This window comes from Bradyrhizobium sp. 956_D2_N1_4 (assembly GCF_052076025.1).
GTDB lineage: Bacteria > Pseudomonadota > Alphaproteobacteria > Rhizobiales > Xanthobacteraceae > Bradyrhizobium > Bradyrhizobium barranii.
Genome location: NZ_CP197237.1, coordinates 2331786 through 2348714 on the forward strand (window position 1 = coordinate 2331786; position 16929 = coordinate 2348714).

Sequence of the window (16929 nt, forward strand, 5' to 3'; positions counted from 1 at the left end):
CTTCCGCCGTTGTGCAGTGAAGCATTCTAGAGGCCACTGGGCTCTCCCATGACAAGTGACGTAGCGATTTCCGCCCCGGAAACGGCGGCGGCCAATGGGCATGGCGAAGCCCACACCACCGCCCGTTTCGGTGCGCTGACGCTCGGCAGCATCGGCGTCGTCTACGGTGATATCGGCACCAGCCCGCTCTACGCGTTCCGCGAGGCGGTGATGGCGGCCTCGGGCGCGGAGGGGGTGCCTACGCCGGCGGCCGTGCTCGGCGTGCTCTCGCTGATCCTGTGGGCGCTCATCGTCGTGGTGACGCTCAAATACGTCGTGATCCTGCTCCGTGCCGACAACAATGGCGAGGGCGGCACGCTGGCGCTGATGGCGCTGGCCCAGCGCGCGGTCGGCACCGGCGGGGCGACCATCGTCCTGCTCGGCATCATTTCCGGCGCCCTGTTCTACGGCGACGCCGTGATCACGCCGGCGCTTTCGGTGCTGTCGGCCATCGAAGGCATGAAGGACGTCACCCTGCACTTCGAGCCCTACATCGTTCCGTTGACCGTGATCATCCTGGTCGGCCTGTTCGCCGTGCAGTCGCGTGGCACCGCCCGCGTCGCCGCGTTCTTCGGTCCGGTGATGTGCGTCTGGTTCGCGGTGATCGCGATCGCGGCAATCCACCCGATCATCGAGCAGCCGCAGGTGCTGTTCGCGCTGAACCCGCTCTACGCCGTGTCCTTCATGTTCCACCACGGCATCATCGGCTTCGTGACGTTGGGCGCCGTGTTCCTGGCGGTCACCGGTGCCGAGGCGCTCTATGCCGACCTCGGCCATTTCGGCAAGCGGCCGATCCAGACCGCCTGGCTGTTCATCGTGCTGCCGTCGCTGGCGCTGAACTATCTGGGGCAGGGCGCTCTCGTCCTCGGCGATCCCGGCGCGATCGTGAGCCCGTTCTTCCAGCTGTTCCCGCAAGGCTTTTTCCGCGGCTGCATGGTCGTTCTAGCCACCGCCGCGACGGTGATCGCGAGCCAGGCCGTCATCACCGGTGCCTATTCGCTGACGCGCCAGGCGATTCAGCTCGGGTTGCTGCCGCGCTTCGAAATTCGCCATACCTCTGAAGCCCATTCGGGCCAGATCTTCATCCCGCGCATCAACCAGCTTCTGCTGGTCGCGGTGGTGCTGCTGGTGCTGCTGTTCCGTTCCTCCAGCGCGCTGGCGTCGGCCTATGGCATCTCCGTCACCGGAACCATGGTGGTCACAGCGATGATGGGTTTCGTCGTGATCTGGAAGGTCTGGAAGTGGTCGCCGTTCGCTGCCGCCGCCCTGATCGTGCCGTTCCTGTTCCTCGACCTGACCTTCCTCGCCGCCAACCTGCTCAAGGTGTTCGAGGGCGGCTGGGTGCCGCTGGCGCTCGGCGCGCTGATGATCATCCTGATGTACACGTGGCGGCGCGGCAGCCGGCTGCTGTTCGAGAAGTCGCGCAAGCTCGAATTCCCGCTCGCCGACCTCGTGGCGATGCTGGAGAAGCGGCCGCCGCAGCGCGTGCCCGGCACCGCGGTGTTCCTGACCTCGGACCCGCTCAGCGCCCCGACCGCGCTGATGCATAGTCTGAAACACTACAAAGTGCTGCACGAGAAGAATGTCATTCTCACCATCGAGACCGCGCAGACACCGCGGATCGATCCGGCCGAGCGGGTGAGGCTGGAGCAGATCTCACCGACCTTCTCCAAGGTGACGCTGAAGTTCGGCTTCATGGAATCGCCCAATGTGCCGAAGGCGCTGGCGATCGCCCGCAAGCTTGGCTGGCAGTTCGACATCATGTCGACCTCGTTCTTCCTGTCGCGCAGGGCGCTCAAGCCCGCCGCCCATTCCGGCATGCCGCGCTGGCAGGACCGGTTGTTCATCTCGCTCAGCCGCTCCGCCAACGACGCCACCGACTATTTCCAGATCCCCTCCGGCCGCGTGGTCGAGGTCGGCACCCAGGTCACGATTTGACAAGTCACGATTTGAGGCGGGATTCAAAGCGCACTTCAAGTCGCTGCGATTTAGCTTTAACTTGCGGCATGCAGCTCAAGCCTTTGTAGCGCTTGATTTTCGGCTGCCGAGAGGCGAGGTTGCCGCCCGCCGGGATCGCCCCGGCAGGCGGCTCGTGACGTTGGAGGATGATGTGGCAAACCAAGTACAGGATCTGACCCCGGACGAGGTCTCCAAGGGTGTCGCGGAAGGGCGCTATCTCCTTGTCGACGTGCGCGAGCCGAACGAGGTCGACGCCGAGGCCTATCCTTACGGCGTTGTCGTGCCGCTCTCGACCTTCGATCCCAAGGCGATCCCCGATCCCCAGGGCAAGGAGGTCGTGTTCGCCTGCCGCTCCGGAAAACGCTCGGTGACGGCCTCGCTCGCGGCGCAGGCGGCGGGGCTGCCTTACGACAAGCATCTGGCCGGCGGCATGCTGGGGTGGAAGGCGGCGGGTCTTCCCAGCAAGGTCGGTGGCTGACCTCGCGATGACGACCAAGAGCTCCTCGCTGAACAAGGTCTTTGCCGACCTTCCCGTCACCATCTTCGAGGCGATGTCGCAGGCCGCGCGCGACAACAACGCCATCAATCTCGGCCAGGGCTTTCCTGATGATCCCGGGCCTGAGGACATCCGCCGCGCCGCGGCCGATGCCTCGCTGAACGGCTACAACCAGTACCCCTCGATGATGGGCCTGCCGGAGCTGCGCCAGGCGATCGCGACCCATTACGGTCACTGGCACGGCCTCAAGCTCGATCCGATGAGCGAGGTGATGGTGACCTCCGGCGGCACCGAGGCGCTGACCTCGGCGATCCTCGCGGTGGTCCAGCCCGGCGACGAGGTGGTCTGCTTCCAGCCGGTCTATGATTCCTACCTGCCGATCATCCGCCAGGCCGGCGGCATTCCGCGCCTGGTCCGCCTCGAGCCGCCGCACTGGCGGCTGAATGAGGACATGCTGAAAAGCGTCTTCAATTCAAAGACCAAGGCGGTGCTCTTCAACAATCCCCTGAATCCCTCCGCAGTGGTCTATCCGCGCGAGGACCTCGAGCTGCTCGCCCGCTACTGCCAGGAGTTCGACGTCATCGCGATCTGCGACGAGGTCTGGGAGCACGTCACCTTCGACGAGCACAAGCACGTCCCGCTGATCACCATCCCCGGCATGCGCGACCGCACCATCAAGGTCGGCTCGGCCGGAAAGATCTTCTCGCTGACCGGCTGGAAGATCGGCTTCGTCTGCGCCGCGCCGCCGCTGCTGCGGGTGGCCGCCAAGGTGCACCAGTTCCTGACCTTCACCACCGCGCCGAACCTCCAGGCCGCCGTCGCCTATGGGCTCGGCAAGTCCGACGACTACTTCCTGTCGATGCGGAAGGACCTGACGCGGAGCAGGGACCGCCTGACCAGGGGACTGGAGAGCCTCGGCTTCCCCGTGCTGAAGTCGCAGGGCACCTACTTCCTCACCGTCGACCTGTCGCCGCTCGGGCTGAACGAGAGCGACACCGAGTTCTGCTGGCGGATCGTGAAAGACTACAAGGTCGCGGCGATCCCGGTGTCGGCCTTCTACGAGCAGGACGCGGTGACCTCCGTGGTCCGCTTCTGCTTTGCCAAGAAGGACGAGACGCTCGACACCGCGCTGGAGCGGTTGTCGGACGCGGTGCGCGGACGCAAGAGGTAGGAAAGATGACGAACGTCGGCCGCTCCAGGCTTTGCCTTGGTTTTGCAATCGCCGCGGCGCTGACGTTGCTTTCTGGCCCCGCAGGGGCCGAGGAGCGGGTCGTCAACTTCTACAACTGGTCCAACTACATGGCGCCTGACGTCCTTGATGCCTTCACCAAGGAGACCGGCATCAAGGTGGTCTACGACACGTTCGATGCCAACGAGACGCTGGAGACGCGCCTGATGGCCGGCAAGTCCGGCTATGACGTCGTGGTGCCGACCGCCTATTTCCTCCAGCGCCAGATCAAGGCCAACATCCTCCAGAAGCTCGACAAGTCGAAGCTGCCGAACCTCTCCAATGCCTGGCCGGTGGTGACCGAGCGCCTTGGCATTTACGATCCTGGCAATGTCTACGCCGCCAACTACATGTGGGGCACGACGGGCATCGGCTACAACGTCGCCAAGGTGAAGCAGATCCTCGGGCCCGACGCGAAGATCGACAGCTGGGACATCGTCTTCAAGCCGGAGAATTTGGCGAGGTTCAAGGACTGCGGCGTCCACATGCTCGACTCCGCCGACGACATCTTCCCCGCGGCGCTGAACTATCTCGGGCTCGATCCGAACTCGACCAAGCAGGCCGACCTCGAGAAGGCCGCCGAAATCGTCGCGAAGGTCCGCCCTTCCGTGCGCAAGTTTCATTCGTCCGAATATCTCAGCGCGCTCGCCACCGGCGAGATCTGCTTCGTGGTCGGCTGGTCCGGCGACATCATGCAGGCGCGCGCACGCGCCGCCGAAGCGAAGGGTGGCATCGAGATCGGCTACGCCATCCCGAAGGAGGGCGCGCAGATGTTCTTCGACAATCTCGCGATCCCCGCGGACGCCAAGAACGTCAAGGAAGCCTACGAGCTGATCAACTATCTCTACCGTCCTGATGTCGCCGCCAAGAATTCGGACTTCCTGTCCTACGCCAACGGCAACCTCGCCAGCCAGAAGCTGGTCGATCCGAAGATCCTTGGTGACAAGAACATCTATCCGGACGAGGCGACGCTGGCAAAACTGTTCGTCATCACGGCGCGCGAGCCGGCGACACAGCGGATCATCAACCGGCTCTGGACCAAGGTGAAGACAGGGCGGTAGTCGCTCTGGGAACCGCCCGGAAGCCAAAATCTGCAAAACAACCCCATGCACAGTAGAAGCGTCACCTGCGGGTCGCCGGCGGTGGCGGTGCCTAAGTCGCGGTGACGCCTGGCTTCATCGACGCGCGGACGCAATGACCTGAAGCAGCGCGCGGTGCCGATCTGCGGCCGGTCTTCTCAGATTGCGCATACAACCTGACGTCGTTGCGATGGTATCCGGATGTGTCCTTGGGGTGACAGCGTCCGGCGCGGTTCCGGTGTATGGAACCGGAATATATTCGCTCATAGGAATTGCCCCAATGAAGAAAGTTGTTCTGGCTGCGGCTGGCTCGTTGCTGTTCGTCACCGCTGCGTCGGCGGCTGACATGGCCCCGCGTTACACCAAGGCTCCTGTCGTGGTGCCGGTCTACAATTGGGGCGGTCTCTATCTCGGTATCAACGGTGGCGGCGGTTCTGCGCACTCTTGCTGGGACATCTTCAACGATTCCGGCTTCCCGATCGTGCCGTCAGTTCCCGAGGGGTGCCACAACGCGACAGGCGCCACCGTCGGTGGACAGATCGGCTATCGCTGGCAGGCGACCAACTGGGTGTTTGGCCTGGAGGCGCAGGGCAACTGGGCCGATTTTAGGGGCAGCAACGCGAGCCAGTATGCCGTCTTTGGTACCACCTCTCTCCTCAACGACGTCACCAAGGTCGACGCCTTCGGCCTGTTCACGGGGCAGGTCGGATACGCCTTCAACAACGTGCTGCTCTATGCCAAGGGCGGTGCGGCCGTCGTTCACGACAAATACTCGCTCACGCTGACGCCGGCCGGCGCGGCCGCTCTCGCGCCGTTCTTCGCCGTCGTCGCCGGCCAGACCGGTGCCGTCGGCTCCGAGACGCGTTGGGGAGGGACCGTCGGAGCGGGAATCGAGTTCGGCTTCGCGCCGGGCTGGTCTGTCGCTGTCGAATACGATCATCTGTTCATGGGCAGCCGGGACGTGACCACGAACACCATTGCCCCCTTCGCCGCGCCGCCAAGCACCCACCGCATCAGCCAGGACATCGACATCGGCACGGTGCGCGTGAACTACACGTTCGGTGGACCGGTGGTCGCGAAGTACTGAACGGTTCGAGAGCTTGAACGCGAAGGCCCCGGTCATGCGCCGGGGCCTTTTTGTTTGGGACGAAGTCTTTCGGCAGAGAGAAGGCCAGACCCTCACCCTGAGGAGCGCGCTCTTCGCGCGCGTCTCGAAGGGCGAGGCCACCGGCCGGGCCGTCATCCTTCAAGACGCGCATTCCGCGCTCCTCAGGATGAGGAATAGGTAACCGCGTTAGCCGTTTGACGGCTCGCTACCGCCACCTTCTGTGCAGCCACAGCCACTGCTCGGGATGCTCGCGCACCCAGCTTTCCACCACGCTCGTGATCGCCTGCGTCGTGCCCTGGATGTCGATCTTGCCGTCGGCGTCGCGCACCGGCTTGATCTCCTCGGTCAGCTCGCCGCGGAAACGGTTGCCGGGCAGGCGGATGATGCGGACGCCGTGGATCGGGCATTCGACCTGGCGGAGCAGGCGGGCCAGCATCGGGTTGGCGCGGGTCTTGCGGCCGAAGAAGGTGACCTCGACGCCGCCGGTCAGGTACTGGTCGATCAGCATGGCGACGTGCTTGCCGTCCTTCAGCGCCTGCGCGAGCCGCAGCGGCGCATCGCGCCCCGCGGGGATCAGCGTGCCCATGTTGACCTGGCGCATCTCCTGGATGATGCGGTCGGCAGACGCGATGTTCGGGCGGCGGTAGAGGATCGCGGCATCCAGCCCGTGTGCGACGGCGGCGAGCGCCGGCAATTCCCAATTGGCGAGATGGGCTGCAAAGATCAGCGCCGGCTTGCCGTCGTCGCGGATCTGGTCGAATAGCTCGATGCTGCGCGGCGGCAATTCGATCCGGCTCTTTTCCGGATGATCGCGGTCGTAATCCCAGACTTGGTCCATATGGGCGAATTCGGCACCGACGCGGCCGAGATTGTCCCACACGCCCATCAGGATGGTTTCGATTTCTTCCGGCGACTTCTCCGGAAATGCCGCGGTGAGGTTGGCGCGGCCGATGCGGTGCTCGCGCAGGCGCGGGCCGATCGTCTTCACCACGCGGGAGAAGAAGTCCGAGGTCTTGGCCGGATCGAAATAGCGCGTGGTGCGCAGCATGCCGACGGTGGTGGCCCCGATCAGGCTTCCGCCGAGCGACTTGGCAGCCTCCCGCGCGCGGGCCTTGATGCTCGCAGGTAACAGCGCCATGCGTCCGGTCAGGCCGGTTCGCGGGTCAGGATCAGCGAGGCGTTCTGGCCGCCGAAGCCGAACGAGTTCGACATCACCGCGGTGACGCGGGCATCGCGCGCCTTGTTGCCGACGACGTCGAACAGGATCGTGGGATCCGGAGTGTCGTAGTTGATCGTCGGCGGAATGCGCTGATGCTCGAGGGTGAGCAGCGAGAAGATCGCCTCCACCGCGCCGGCGGCCGAGATGGTGTGGCCGACCATCGACTTGTTGGAGGTGACCGGGATCTTCTGCGCGAGCTCGCCGAACACGGCCGACGTCGTGTTGAATTCCATCTTGTCGTTTTCGGGCGTCGCGGTGCCGTGCGCGTTGATGTGGTCGATCTGGTCCGGCGTCATGCCGGCATCGGCCAGCGTCTTGTTCATGCAGCCGATGATCGGCTTGCCATCGGGCGAAGAGCGGGTGCGGTGGAAGGAATCGGTGAGCTCGCCGCAGCCGGCGATCACGCCGAGGATTTTTGCGCCGCGCGCGGTAGCGGCCTCGTAGCTCTCCAGGACGAGCGCGCCGGCGCCCTCGGCCATGACGAAACCGTCGCGGTTCTTGGAGAAGGGGCGGGAGGCGGCCTGCGGCGGATCGTTCTGGGTCGACAGCGCCGAGAGCAGCGAGAAACGCACGAGAGCTTCGGGGTTCACAGTGCCGTCGGTTGCCACGCACAGCGCGGCATCGGTCTCGCCGCGGCGGATCGCCTCGACGCCGAGCTGGATCGAGGTCGCGCCCGAGGCGCAGGCCGTCGACAGCGAGATCGGCGAGCCCTTGGTGCCGAAGGTCTCGGCGAGATAAGCTGCTACCGAGCCGAACATGAAGCGGTGGTGATAGGCGCTGTACTTGCCGCCGCCGGAGATGCGCAGCAGATCGTCATAGGTGATATCCTGCGCGCCGACGGCACGGCCGAGCTCACGGCGCTGCGGCCACTCGACTTCGACCGGTGCAACCGCAAGGAAGAGCGGACCGGGGAAATCGGCCTTGGCGCCGATGCCGGCCTGCGCGAGCGCTTCCTGCGTGACGAGCTCAGCCATCCGCTCGGACAGGCCGGTGGAGGAGAACGGATCGACGCTGACGAAATCGACCGTGCCGGCCATCGTCGTCCTCAGGCCGTCGACCGGAAAGCGCGTGATGGTGCGGATGCCGGATTCGCCGGCCACGAGCTTCGCCCAATTGTCGGCCTTGCCGTTGCCGAGCGAGGTCATGATGCCCATGCCGGTGACGACGACGACGGGACGCCCGAGTTTGTCGCGTGGTGCAGTCATGTCGATCCCCCGATTGAGCTAGAGCATCCGCCAAAGCGCGACGCGCTTCAGCTTACGGCCTCGACCAGAGCCATGCCCTCGCCGCGCCAGTGTCCGGCCCCCACCACCACAATCTGGGTGGGCGCGCCCTGCATTTCAATCTCGGTCCCGGTGGAATCGTTCGGCGGGAACAGCGCACCGCGCGAGATCGACAGCGCCGCGAGCGCGATGCCAAGCGGGAATTGCGTTTCCATGGCGTGGCCGAACATCGTGCCGGTCGAACGCACCGGGAAGTCAGCATGGCCCTTCAGGAAGCCGCGCTCCTCTGACGTCGCGGGCTCCGCGCCGGTCGCGCCCGATATGATCGCGCCCTTGCCCTCGCGCCTGGGCAGCTTTTCCCAAAGCTTCTCCAGCGTCGCGGCCGTGTCGCCGGGTTGCTTGCGCCGGGCGAGGTCGGCAACGACGCTCGACAGCTTTGCGAACGGCTTTGCGCCGCGCGCTTCCGCGTGCGCCTTCGATTCCAGCACCAGGAACGCGCCGGCAGATCCCAACGCGAAACCGGGGTGATCCTTGCGCGCCCACACCGGAGCAAACTTGTCTTTCAGGTTGAAGTCGCCGAATTCGTAGAGGACCATCAGGTCCTTGCGCTCGCCATTGTGGGAGCCGCCGATCAGCGCGATGTCGCTCTCGCCCGAGGCGATGCGCGCGAGCGCAATGCGCGCCGCATCGGCACCCGCGACCTCTTCACCCATGAAAGTGCGCGAGGTGCCGCCGAGACCGTGCACGATGGCGATGTTGCCGGCGAGCAGGTTCGAGAGCTGGGCCAGGAACAGCGTCGGCCTGAGATCGCTCATCAGCCGTTCGTTGAGGAAGCCGGGCGCATTGGCGCCCTTGACCTCGGCCGTGAGCACGCCGGAGTCGACATTGAGGTCGCGCTCGCCGCCGCCGGCGGCCACCACCATGTCGATCTTCGACAGGATGTCCTTGTTGCCCTTGATCCCGGCGGAATCGAGCGCAAGGCCCGCGGCATAGGTGCCGATGCGCTGCCAGGCTTCCATCTGGCGCTGGTCGCCCTTCTTCGGGATCTGGCTGTCGAAGGTCACAGGCATCAGGGGATGCACGATGCAGGGCGCAAAGCCCTTCTCGTCGACATTGATGCGCTTGTCCTGAAGCGCGGCCCAGTTGGCGTCCAGGCCTTCGCCGAGCGAGGTGGCAAGGCCAATGCCGGTGATCCAGACTTCCGTCTGGCCGGGCTTCGAAGCAGTGTCAGTCATGGCGATCCGGCCTGTTGCGGGAAGCCGACGCGTTTGGCGACCGCGTCCATGAAGCCGCGCATATCCGCATTGGGGAAGGGGATCTGCGTGAAGGTGAGCGTCGAATTCGCGCGCAGCTTACCGCCGACCTTGATCTTGGCCTCGGTCACCGCATAGCCCGAGCCCTGATGCGACAGGGTCGCCTCGATGGTCATGAGATCGCCGGGGAAGACCGAGCCGCGGACCTTGGCCTCCTTGACGGCGGCCAGGATCGGCATGCGCTCGAACTTGAGCACGCCGAGCTGAAGCCAGCCCGAGGCCTGGGCCATCGATTCGATCAGGAGCACGCCGGGCATCAGGGGATAGCCCGGGAAGTGCCCCTCGAAGATCGTGCTCTCCTTGGGGACCAGGGCTTCGACGACAATCGTCTTCGCGTCGACGTTGAGGTCGACGACGCGATCGATCATGTGGAAGTATTCGAGTTGCATGACCGCGCGCTTAGGCGCTCGCGCCCTTGGCCGCAACCAGTTCGTCGATGCGGGCGCACAGATTTTTCAGCACGAAATACTGCTCGGTGGTCGCCTTGCCGTCGTTGACCTCCTGGGTCCACTTTTCCAGCGGCAGCTTGATGCCGAACTGCTTGTCGATCGCGAACGCGATGTCCAGGAAATCGAGGCTGTCGATGCCGAGGTCATCGATGGCGTGGCTATCCGGCGTGATCGTGTCGCGCGGGATGTCGCAGGTTTCAGCGATGATCGTAGCGACCTGATCGAATGTGGAGGACATCACTAAGCCTTTGATATATTGCTGATATTTGTCTGAGGTTCCAGAGTGGAACGGTGGGTGGGCATCGCGCCCCGATGATGCCCTCAACCCCCCCTCTGGCCGGGTCGAAAGCCCGTATATCGGAGCGCCGCCCTGAGTTCAATGGAGCCGGGCGGCCCCGGCGACAGGGCTGGGGATGCCGTCGGCGGCCTTTTCACCCGGGGGGTGCCTAGATATGGGGCGTCGTGATCTTGGCGCAGTCGCGGCGGCCCATCAGCACGCAATCCTGGGTGCGGCGCAGGTCGGCAATGCTCACCGCGAGCCAGATCCCGATTGCGGTCAGCGCGATGGTGAAGGCGAGCGCCGCAATATTGGCGAGCATGCGGTGGCGGAAATTGTCCGGTTCCGGGCGGGGCTTCTCGTAGCGCGACAGGTCGAGCGGCTCGGGCGCGACGCGCAGCGGCTGGACGGTACCGCTGCCCCGTTGGACCGGCGGGGGAGACGCGTTGCGCGGCCTGAACTGGAGCACCCGGTGCTCGTCATCCGAGCTGATGGGCCGCTGTGTTTTCATGGTGCGGGGATCACTCCGAAGCAGCGATTTTTAGATAGCATACGTCGTGAATGCCTTGCAGAAAATCTTCTCAACGCACACGTGCATTGCGCTTTCGCACTATCTTGCATGGCATATTTCCGGAACGGCGCGCGCGAACGCGGCGCCGGCTGTCAGGTCGGTGACAGGAAGCGGAGGTTGCGTCGCAGCAACAACCCCGAAGCATGCATCGCTGGCTCTCGTGAACATCTGCTTGTGATCTCCGCGGCCGGATCGAACGCATTTTGCCACCGCGGGGCCCGTGGCATAATCAAGGGAACCGGACCACCGGTTGCAACCATGTGAGGGGCCTTCATCATGACCACCACCAACGCGCGCGAACCGAGAGTGCATCCGGTGCCGATCCTATCACTCCGGCCGACGCAGATGACGGTCGGCATGCGCGAGGTCAAGGAGAAGCGCAAGCGCTGGCGCGAGCACGGCAAGAAGAAGCAGGCCGACCTGCTCGGCAATCACATGATCCCCGTCGTCTACGGACCGGACCAGCGCTACTACGTGATCGACCATCATCATCTCGGCCGCGCATTGCACGACGAGGGCGTCAAGGAAGTGCTGGTGACCGTGGTCGGCGACCTCAGAATGGTCGAGCGCGAGGCTTTCTGGGGCGTGATGGACAACAAGCGCTGGGTCTATCCTTACGATTCCAAGGGCGAGCGGCGTCCGTTCCGCGACTTGCCGAAATCGGTCGTCGATCTCAAGGATGATCCCTTCCGCAGTCTTGCCGGCGAGCTCCGCCGCATGGGCGGCTTCGCCAAGGACACCACGCCGTTCTCGGAATTCCTGTGGGCCGACTTTCTGCGCCGGAAACTGACGCGCAAGGCAGTCGATGCCAATTTCGACAAGGCGCTCGAGAAGGCCCTGTCCGCGGCCAAGAGCAAGGACGCTATCTATCTGCCCGGCTGGTGCGGGCCGGCGGATGACGATTAGGCGCAACCGCTCGCATCAGTCGCGCTGAAAGATCTTGGCGCCGGGGTAGACGCGCCGGGCGTAGCTCACGACCAGCGCGCGGTCCTGGGTTGCCAGGAAGGGCGTTCGGATCTGGCACGAGCCGACGACGAGGTGCCACAGACCATTGAGCTTCCGGATAACGACGTTCATTTGAGCAATCCTCGATGACTCCGCATTGCTGCGAATACTGCTTATCGCGGCAGTCTTGCGATTCATGATCGTGGCCGCCGGCGCGAAATTCCCGGTACCGCTCGCGACCGTCGCAAGACAACGACGACGATTATTAGTTGGTTACGGCGCGGCGGCCCGAGAAGCCGGATCTCATCACAGCCGCTTGAGCGAAGTCATTTTCCGCAGGGATGAAACCGTCCTGAAACAGAGCCACCCCATCTCTGTGGGGTAGTCGAGCTCACACAGGAGGCCGAAATGCGCCGTCTGGTTTTCGTAATCGCCTTGCTCGCAGTCGCCACAGCAGGAATCTCGGCATCGTTTGCCGCAGTTCGCCACGCCAAGACGCTGACATTCTCCGAGCGCTTTGCTCCGGCGCTCGAGTTGATGGCGCAGCGCTAGCGGTGTAGTGCCTCGCAGTCGCCGCTACGCAACGGTGGGACGATCACTTCTGGTGCTGCGGGCCGGGTGAGGACAGAAGGCGTTCGATCTCGGCGGCTGCCTCGCCGTTGCGCGCCTTCTGCAACAGTGTGTGGCGTTCGGTGCCGGCTGGCAGCTTCTTGGCCGCGGCCCGGGCGTCCTGCGTGAACTTGTTCAGGCGCTCCTGGAGTGACAGGGCCGGTCGCGCGCGGTTGCGTTTCTTGGTCATGGCTGGACCTTTCCGGCGCGAAGCCAACCATGGGGAGGCGAGTGGCGTCCTTAACTTTTGTTGGAACCGGGGGCGTGGATCGCGGGTTTTTCATTGCAGCGGCGCCTCTGCGCCAGGGATTGCAGTACAGGTCCCATCTCATGCCAACCGGAGCTAGCTCGCGTGCCCAGCGATACGATCCGTGCTGCGCTTGTCAGGCGTTTGCGTACATCTTCCGGCATCTCGGACGACGACGTGAAGGAGATCGAGGCGCTCCCGATTGCGGTTCGTCAATATTCGGCGGAGGCGCCCGTGGTGCGCGACGGCGAGCGCGCAACCGATTGCTGCCTGATCGCAGATGGCTTCTGTGCGCGTTCCAAGACGATAGCAAGCGGCAAGCGTCAGATCCTCTCCATCCACATCCCCGGCGAGATCCCTGACCTGATGAGCCTGTTCCTGCATGTGATGGATCACGACTTGTCGACGCTGACGCCATGCACGCTCGGCTTCATCAGTCACGAAACGCTGCGAAAATTGCACCAGCGCAGTCCAAGCGTCGCCGAGATGTTCTGGCGAGACACCCTGATCGACGCCGCCATGTTTCGCGAATGGATCGTCAATGTCGGCCAGCGTCCCGCGCCCGCAAGGCTTGCCCATGTCATGATCGAGCTGCGCGAACGCCTCCGGGTCATCGAGCGTCTTGACGGCAACAGCTTCGAGATGCCGCTGACCCAGGAGCAGATCGGCGAAGCCCTGGGAATCACCGGGGTGCACGCCAACCGCGTGATCAAGCAGTTGCGGCAGGAGGGCATCGTCGAGCTGCACCGCGGCCGCGTCACGGTGCTGGACGAGCGGAAATTTTTGGAACTTGCCGATTTCGACGGCCGTTACCTGCATCAGTCGCCAACGCTTTGAGGCGCGCAGGCGACTTGACCTACCGCAAATTCGTATCGGTGCAGGGCGCTATGGTCCATCGGCATGATTGCCGAACCGGTGTTGCCTGAATGTCGAGGGCGCAGGTGGCTCCGAGTCATGCTGACCCGGAGGCATCACCGTGAGCGCAATCTTTCGCATTCTCTTCATCGTTGCCGGTGCCATCACCGCGCTGTTCGTCGCGCGCGATGCCCTGAATTTCACGATCATCCAGACCTTCGTTGCCGTTCTGCTCGTCACCGCCATCGTCGGTATCGGAAGCTTCTGGAGCCAGCGACGGAAAACGTGACGGATGTGAGAGCCGCGTGCTGGCGCAGCCGGCTAGGTCCGCGGCGGCGCGTCCGGAGACGTCTCAGCGGTGTGCGCATCCTCCTTCCCGCCGAGCACGCGGTGCAACCGTCGCTCGATGTGGCGGCCCACCGTCAGCAGCACGAAGGCGAGCGCCAGCGCGACGGCGACGATCTTCCACTGTCCGGCACCGCAGACGATGCCGATGCAGGCCGCGAGAAAGGTGCAGGCGGCGCTGGTCAGCCCGCGGACGCGAAATCCCATGCTCTGATGCACGATGACGCCGGCACCGAGAAAGCCGATGCCGGTCAGGATGCCCTGGATGACGCGGCTGGTGGCATCGGCGACCTTGGTTGGCTCGGCGAGCTGCAGGGCGAGCAGAACCACGGTCGCCGTGGAGAGCCCGACGATGCCGAGCGTCTTCAGCCCGATCGGCTTGCCGTGCAGGTCGCGGTCGAGGCCGATCGCGCCGGCGGCGACGGTCGCGGCACCGAGACGAGCAAGGATTTCGGGCCAGTCGAGCTCCGTCATTTTTTCGGCAAGCGCCCCATCAGGTAAAACTCCTCGTTCGGCCTCATGCCGGTGAAGTTTGCCAGCCGGTTGGACAGCGCGAAGAAGGCGGAGATTGCGGCAATGTCCCAGATGTCGTCGTCGCTGAAGCCGTGCGGCGCGAGGGCCGCGAAGTCTTCCTCGGAGACGCGCTGCGCGTCGGCCGAGACCTTCATCGCGAAATCGAGCATCGCCTTCTGCCGCGGCGTGATGTCGGCCTTGCGATAGTTTACCGCGACCTGGTCGGCGATCAGCGGGTTCTTGGCGCGGATGCGCAGGATCGCGCCGTGCGCGATCACGCAATACTGGCACTGGTTGGCCGCCGAGGTCGCGACCACGATCATCTCGCGTTCGGCCTTGGTGAGGCCGCCGTCCTTCTCCATCAGCGCGTCGTGATAGGCGAAGAACGCGCGGAACTCGTCGGGCCGGTACGCCAGCGTCAGGAACACGTTCGGCACGAAGCCGCTCTTCTCCTGCACGGCGAGCAGGCGCGTGCGGATGTCGTCGGGGAGCGTGTCGAGGGCGGGTGCGGGGAAGCGTTGTGAAGGAGGAAGGGGCATGACGATGTTCCGGATGGGGCTCTCGGGGAAGCGCGGAACATAGTCGATCGCAGTCCTTAGCGCAAAGCGCATGCGCGGACTACATCCTGGCTAGCGCAGACAGAGCCGAGGCTCTCAAAGAGTCTTCAAATATTCGAGGAGTGCCTTCTTTTCGTCGTCGCGCAAGCGCGTGCCATAGTCATGCCCGCATCGGCTGTTTCCTGAATTGAGGTCATTGCAATCGGTGACCGGACGATTTGGCCCCTCTTGTGTGACGTCAAGACCAACATTTTTGATGTCGTATCTCGCGCCAACTTTGAATTGTGACATGCGCTTCGCAGGCGGTACGAGCAATTCCGCCAATGTCGGCACCGAGCCGTTGTGCAAGTAAGGCGCCGCGGCCCAAATTCCCTCCAGCACGCGAGCTTCATACTCGCCTCTGTTGAGGGTCCGCTCAAGAAGCGTCCCAGGTTCGATCGTCAGGCTTTCTGGCTGGTTCGGAGGTTGCGCGCTGCTGGGCGGCGCGATGGACGCCTTGACCGGAGCCGGTGACAGAGAGAGGGATGTGGAGGGCGCCTTTTGGGCGTTGGGAGGCAACGAGGAGCCAAAGCCGTCACCGGAGCCGACGTCGCTCCCCAGATACAGCTTATTGTCGAGGATCGCTCCGGCGACTGCACTGAACATCATGTGGACGGCATAATCCTCCTCCTCGAGGTGCCTGGCGATCAACGGGATACCTGCTCCCTTCAGCGCGCCGGTCTTTACCCTCCAACCAAGCTCGTCGAATTGACGTGTGTCGGTGCCGACGTTCTGAACCGGCGTCACCCACGTCGTAACAAACAGGTCGCGCAGGGCACGGACTTCCTTCTTCTCGTGACACCCCTTGCTGCACTGCCTCTCGAAGATTTTTTGACCGTCTTTAGCCAGCTTCGAGTCGATAGGCCAATCTGATGGCCATTTTGGCGGGCCCATCTTCAGGAGCAATTCCTCAAGTCGTTTCAGTCCATCGAAGTTGATGGAGTTGGCATAGTTGAAGAACGGGCCGAACGAGCGCCTTGGTTCGAAGTTGCCGAATGCGAGAGCCTGTCCCGTGTTCCGGGCAAGTGCAAAAACGCGGTTTCCATTCAACACAAAACCGGCCCAGTCGGTCTGGTTCTGCATCGGTGAATTCCACAGGAAAGGATAGCGCACCGGAGCATCGCCAATCTTCATGTTCTCCGGGATCAAGAAATCAGGCGGCGGCCCAACGTCGGTGCCGGATATGCGGTTGAAGATGATCCCGATGGCGTCCAGCCGCCCAGGCCCCCAGCCAACTGGCGGCAATGTACCGGCCACGAATGCATGAACGCGCCGGTGCCATGCATCAACCCTCTGCCGTAGTGCGGCAATATCGGCAGCAGAAGGTGTCGCAGGTTCGGAAACGGCCGCAGCAAATGCAGCGAATGCCGTCTCGCTGGCGGTCGCGTCTCCTACCGCCTTGTCCAGGTCGCTCAGGAACTCCTGGAAATCCATAAAGGCCGGACCGCCATCAATGCGGTACGTCTTGCCCCCCACTTGAACCTGCCGCGTGTGGCACGCGGAGCATGTTATCCCGACCATCGGGGACTCTGCGGGACCTGTGGTGTGGAGGCCGACGGGGAGGTTGGTATTATTGCCCGGATTTGGGAGAAAGCCGTATCGGGTAAGACCATCCGAGAGGAACGGTTGTCCGTCCTTCGCTTTCAATGCCCGTAACCAGGTGAGGTTGATCAAGCGGGAGCCTTGGTCGCGCGTGTAGTAGTCGGCCCTGTCTTCCGCTGTCCATGTCGGGCCTTGGTCGACATAAATGGGATCGCCGAGAGCGGTCTCAATTCCCGAACTTGCGGCGGCGACCAGCGCAAAGCCAATGAGGAAAGCGATACGACGCATCGCATGACCCTCCATGAACTACAATTGA

The 16929-nt window shown here is 63.9% G+C and carries 20 protein-coding genes; 9 read left to right on the top strand and 11 right to left on the bottom strand.

Annotation, left to right across the window (positions count from 1 at the left end):
- The first annotated feature begins 48 nt into the window (after positions 1-48).
- From AB7535_RS10480 to AB7535_RS10500, 5 genes are all read left to right on the top strand, one after another.
- The gene (locus AB7535_RS10480; RefSeq protein ID WP_028146684.1) at positions 49-1977 is read left to right on the top strand and encodes a potassium transporter Kup; all 1929 of its coding nucleotides are present in this window, start codon (positions 49-51) and stop codon (positions 1975-1977) included.
- Between the two features lie 172 nt (positions 1978-2149).
- On the top strand, positions 2150-2476 hold the full coding sequence (locus AB7535_RS10485) for a rhodanese-like domain-containing protein (RefSeq protein ID WP_028170872.1): 327 nt from the start codon (positions 2150-2152) through the stop codon (positions 2474-2476).
- A gap of 7 nt (positions 2477-2483) precedes the next feature.
- Positions 2484-3665: an aminotransferase gene (locus AB7535_RS10490; protein WP_063986450.1), complete on the top strand. Its 1182-nt coding sequence runs from the start codon at positions 2484-2486 to the stop codon at positions 3663-3665.
- Between the two features lie 5 nt (positions 3666-3670).
- Positions 3671-4783: a polyamine ABC transporter substrate-binding protein gene (locus AB7535_RS10495; protein WP_439036193.1), complete on the top strand. Its 1113-nt coding sequence runs from the start codon at positions 3671-3673 to the stop codon at positions 4781-4783.
- 298 nt (positions 4784-5081) lie between these two features.
- Positions 5082-5888 carry an outer membrane protein gene (locus AB7535_RS10500; protein ID WP_439036194.1) on the top strand — a complete coding sequence of 269 codons (807 nt, stop codon included), beginning with the start codon at positions 5082-5084 and terminating at the stop codon, positions 5886-5888.
- Positions 5889-6114: 226 nt separating this feature from the next.
- On the opposite strand, the gene AB7535_RS10505 is transcribed toward AB7535_RS10500, so the two are convergent.
- The 6 genes from AB7535_RS10505 to AB7535_RS10530 form a co-directional block, all read right to left on the bottom strand.
- A complete protein-coding gene (locus AB7535_RS10505) occupies positions 6115-7047 on the bottom strand; it encodes a lipid A biosynthesis lauroyl acyltransferase (RefSeq protein WP_439036195.1) in 933 nt (310 codons plus the stop codon).
- An 8-nt stretch (positions 7048-7055) separates the two neighbouring features.
- Positions 7056-8333 (bottom strand): beta-ketoacyl-ACP synthase, encoded by a 1278-nt coding sequence (locus tag AB7535_RS10510; protein WP_439036196.1) that lies wholly within the window; start codon positions 8331-8333, stop codon positions 7056-7058.
- A gap of 47 nt (positions 8334-8380) precedes the next feature.
- Positions 8381-9586, bottom strand: a complete 1206-nt coding sequence (locus AB7535_RS10515; protein WP_063983967.1) for a beta-ketoacyl-ACP synthase — start codon at positions 9584-9586, stop codon at positions 8381-8383.
- A complete protein-coding gene (locus AB7535_RS10520; RefSeq protein ID WP_063983966.1) occupies positions 9583-10053 on the bottom strand; it encodes a 3-hydroxyacyl-ACP dehydratase FabZ family protein in 471 nt (156 codons plus the stop codon). Before AB7535_RS10520 ends, AB7535_RS10515 begins: the two co-directional genes overlap by 4 nt.
- Positions 10054-10063: 10 nt before the next feature.
- Positions 10064-10351 (bottom strand): acyl carrier protein, encoded by a 288-nt coding sequence (locus AB7535_RS10525; protein ID WP_007592476.1) that lies wholly within the window; start codon positions 10349-10351, stop codon positions 10064-10066.
- A 208-nt stretch (positions 10352-10559) separates the two neighbouring features.
- Positions 10560-10901, bottom strand: coding sequence for a hypothetical protein (locus tag AB7535_RS10530; protein ID WP_063983965.1), 342 nt, complete (start codon positions 10899-10901; stop codon positions 10560-10562).
- 336 nt (positions 10902-11237) lie between these two features.
- Between AB7535_RS10530 and AB7535_RS10535 the strand changes: the two genes are divergently transcribed.
- Complete coding sequence (locus AB7535_RS10535) at positions 11238-11867, top strand: ParB-like protein (RefSeq protein ID WP_063983964.1); 630 nt, start codon at positions 11238-11240, stop codon at positions 11865-11867.
- Positions 11868-11882: 15 nt separating this feature from the next.
- Here the strand turns inward: AB7535_RS10535 and AB7535_RS10540 are convergent, their stop codons facing one another.
- Entirely contained in the window at positions 11883-12038 is a 156-nt protein-coding gene (locus AB7535_RS10540; protein ID WP_166352319.1) for a hypothetical protein, read from the bottom strand.
- 276 nt (positions 12039-12314) lie between these two features.
- Here AB7535_RS10540 and AB7535_RS10545 point away from each other — a divergent pair, with 276 nt between their 5' ends.
- Entirely contained in the window at positions 12315-12458 is a 144-nt protein-coding gene (locus AB7535_RS10545) for a hypothetical protein (RefSeq protein ID WP_166094525.1), read from the top strand.
- Between the two features lie 43 nt (positions 12459-12501).
- Here the strand turns inward: AB7535_RS10545 and AB7535_RS10550 are convergent, their stop codons facing one another.
- Positions 12502-12705 (bottom strand): hypothetical protein, encoded by a 204-nt coding sequence (locus AB7535_RS10550; RefSeq protein ID WP_439036197.1) that lies wholly within the window; start codon positions 12703-12705, stop codon positions 12502-12504.
- Between the two features lie 162 nt (positions 12706-12867).
- On the opposite strand from AB7535_RS10550, the gene AB7535_RS10555 reads away from it, so the two are divergent.
- Both AB7535_RS10555 and AB7535_RS10560 read left to right on the top strand, forming a co-directional pair.
- Positions 12868-13599, top strand: a complete 732-nt coding sequence (locus AB7535_RS10555) for a Crp/Fnr family transcriptional regulator (RefSeq protein WP_439036198.1) — start codon at positions 12868-12870, stop codon at positions 13597-13599.
- Between the two features lie 139 nt (positions 13600-13738).
- Positions 13739-13906 carry a hypothetical protein gene (locus tag AB7535_RS10560; protein ID WP_247307146.1) on the top strand — a complete coding sequence of 56 codons (168 nt, stop codon included), beginning with the start codon at positions 13739-13741 and terminating at the stop codon, positions 13904-13906.
- 32 nt (positions 13907-13938) lie between these two features.
- Here AB7535_RS10560 and AB7535_RS10565 read toward each other — a convergent pair whose 3' ends face one another.
- The 3 genes from AB7535_RS10565 to AB7535_RS10575 form a co-directional block, all read right to left on the bottom strand.
- Complete coding sequence (locus tag AB7535_RS10565) at positions 13939-14436, bottom strand: MgtC/SapB family protein (protein WP_247307148.1); 498 nt, start codon at positions 14434-14436, stop codon at positions 13939-13941.
- The gene (locus AB7535_RS10570; protein WP_439036199.1) at positions 14433-15014 is read right to left on the bottom strand and encodes a peroxidase-related enzyme; all 582 of its coding nucleotides are present in this window, start codon (positions 15012-15014) and stop codon (positions 14433-14435) included. Before AB7535_RS10570 ends, AB7535_RS10565 begins: the two co-directional genes overlap by 4 nt.
- A gap of 114 nt (positions 15015-15128) precedes the next feature.
- Positions 15129-16901 (bottom strand): di-heme-cytochrome C peroxidase, encoded by a 1773-nt coding sequence (locus AB7535_RS10575; RefSeq protein WP_439036200.1) that lies wholly within the window; start codon positions 16899-16901, stop codon positions 15129-15131.
- Positions 16902-16929 lie beyond the last annotated feature (28 nt).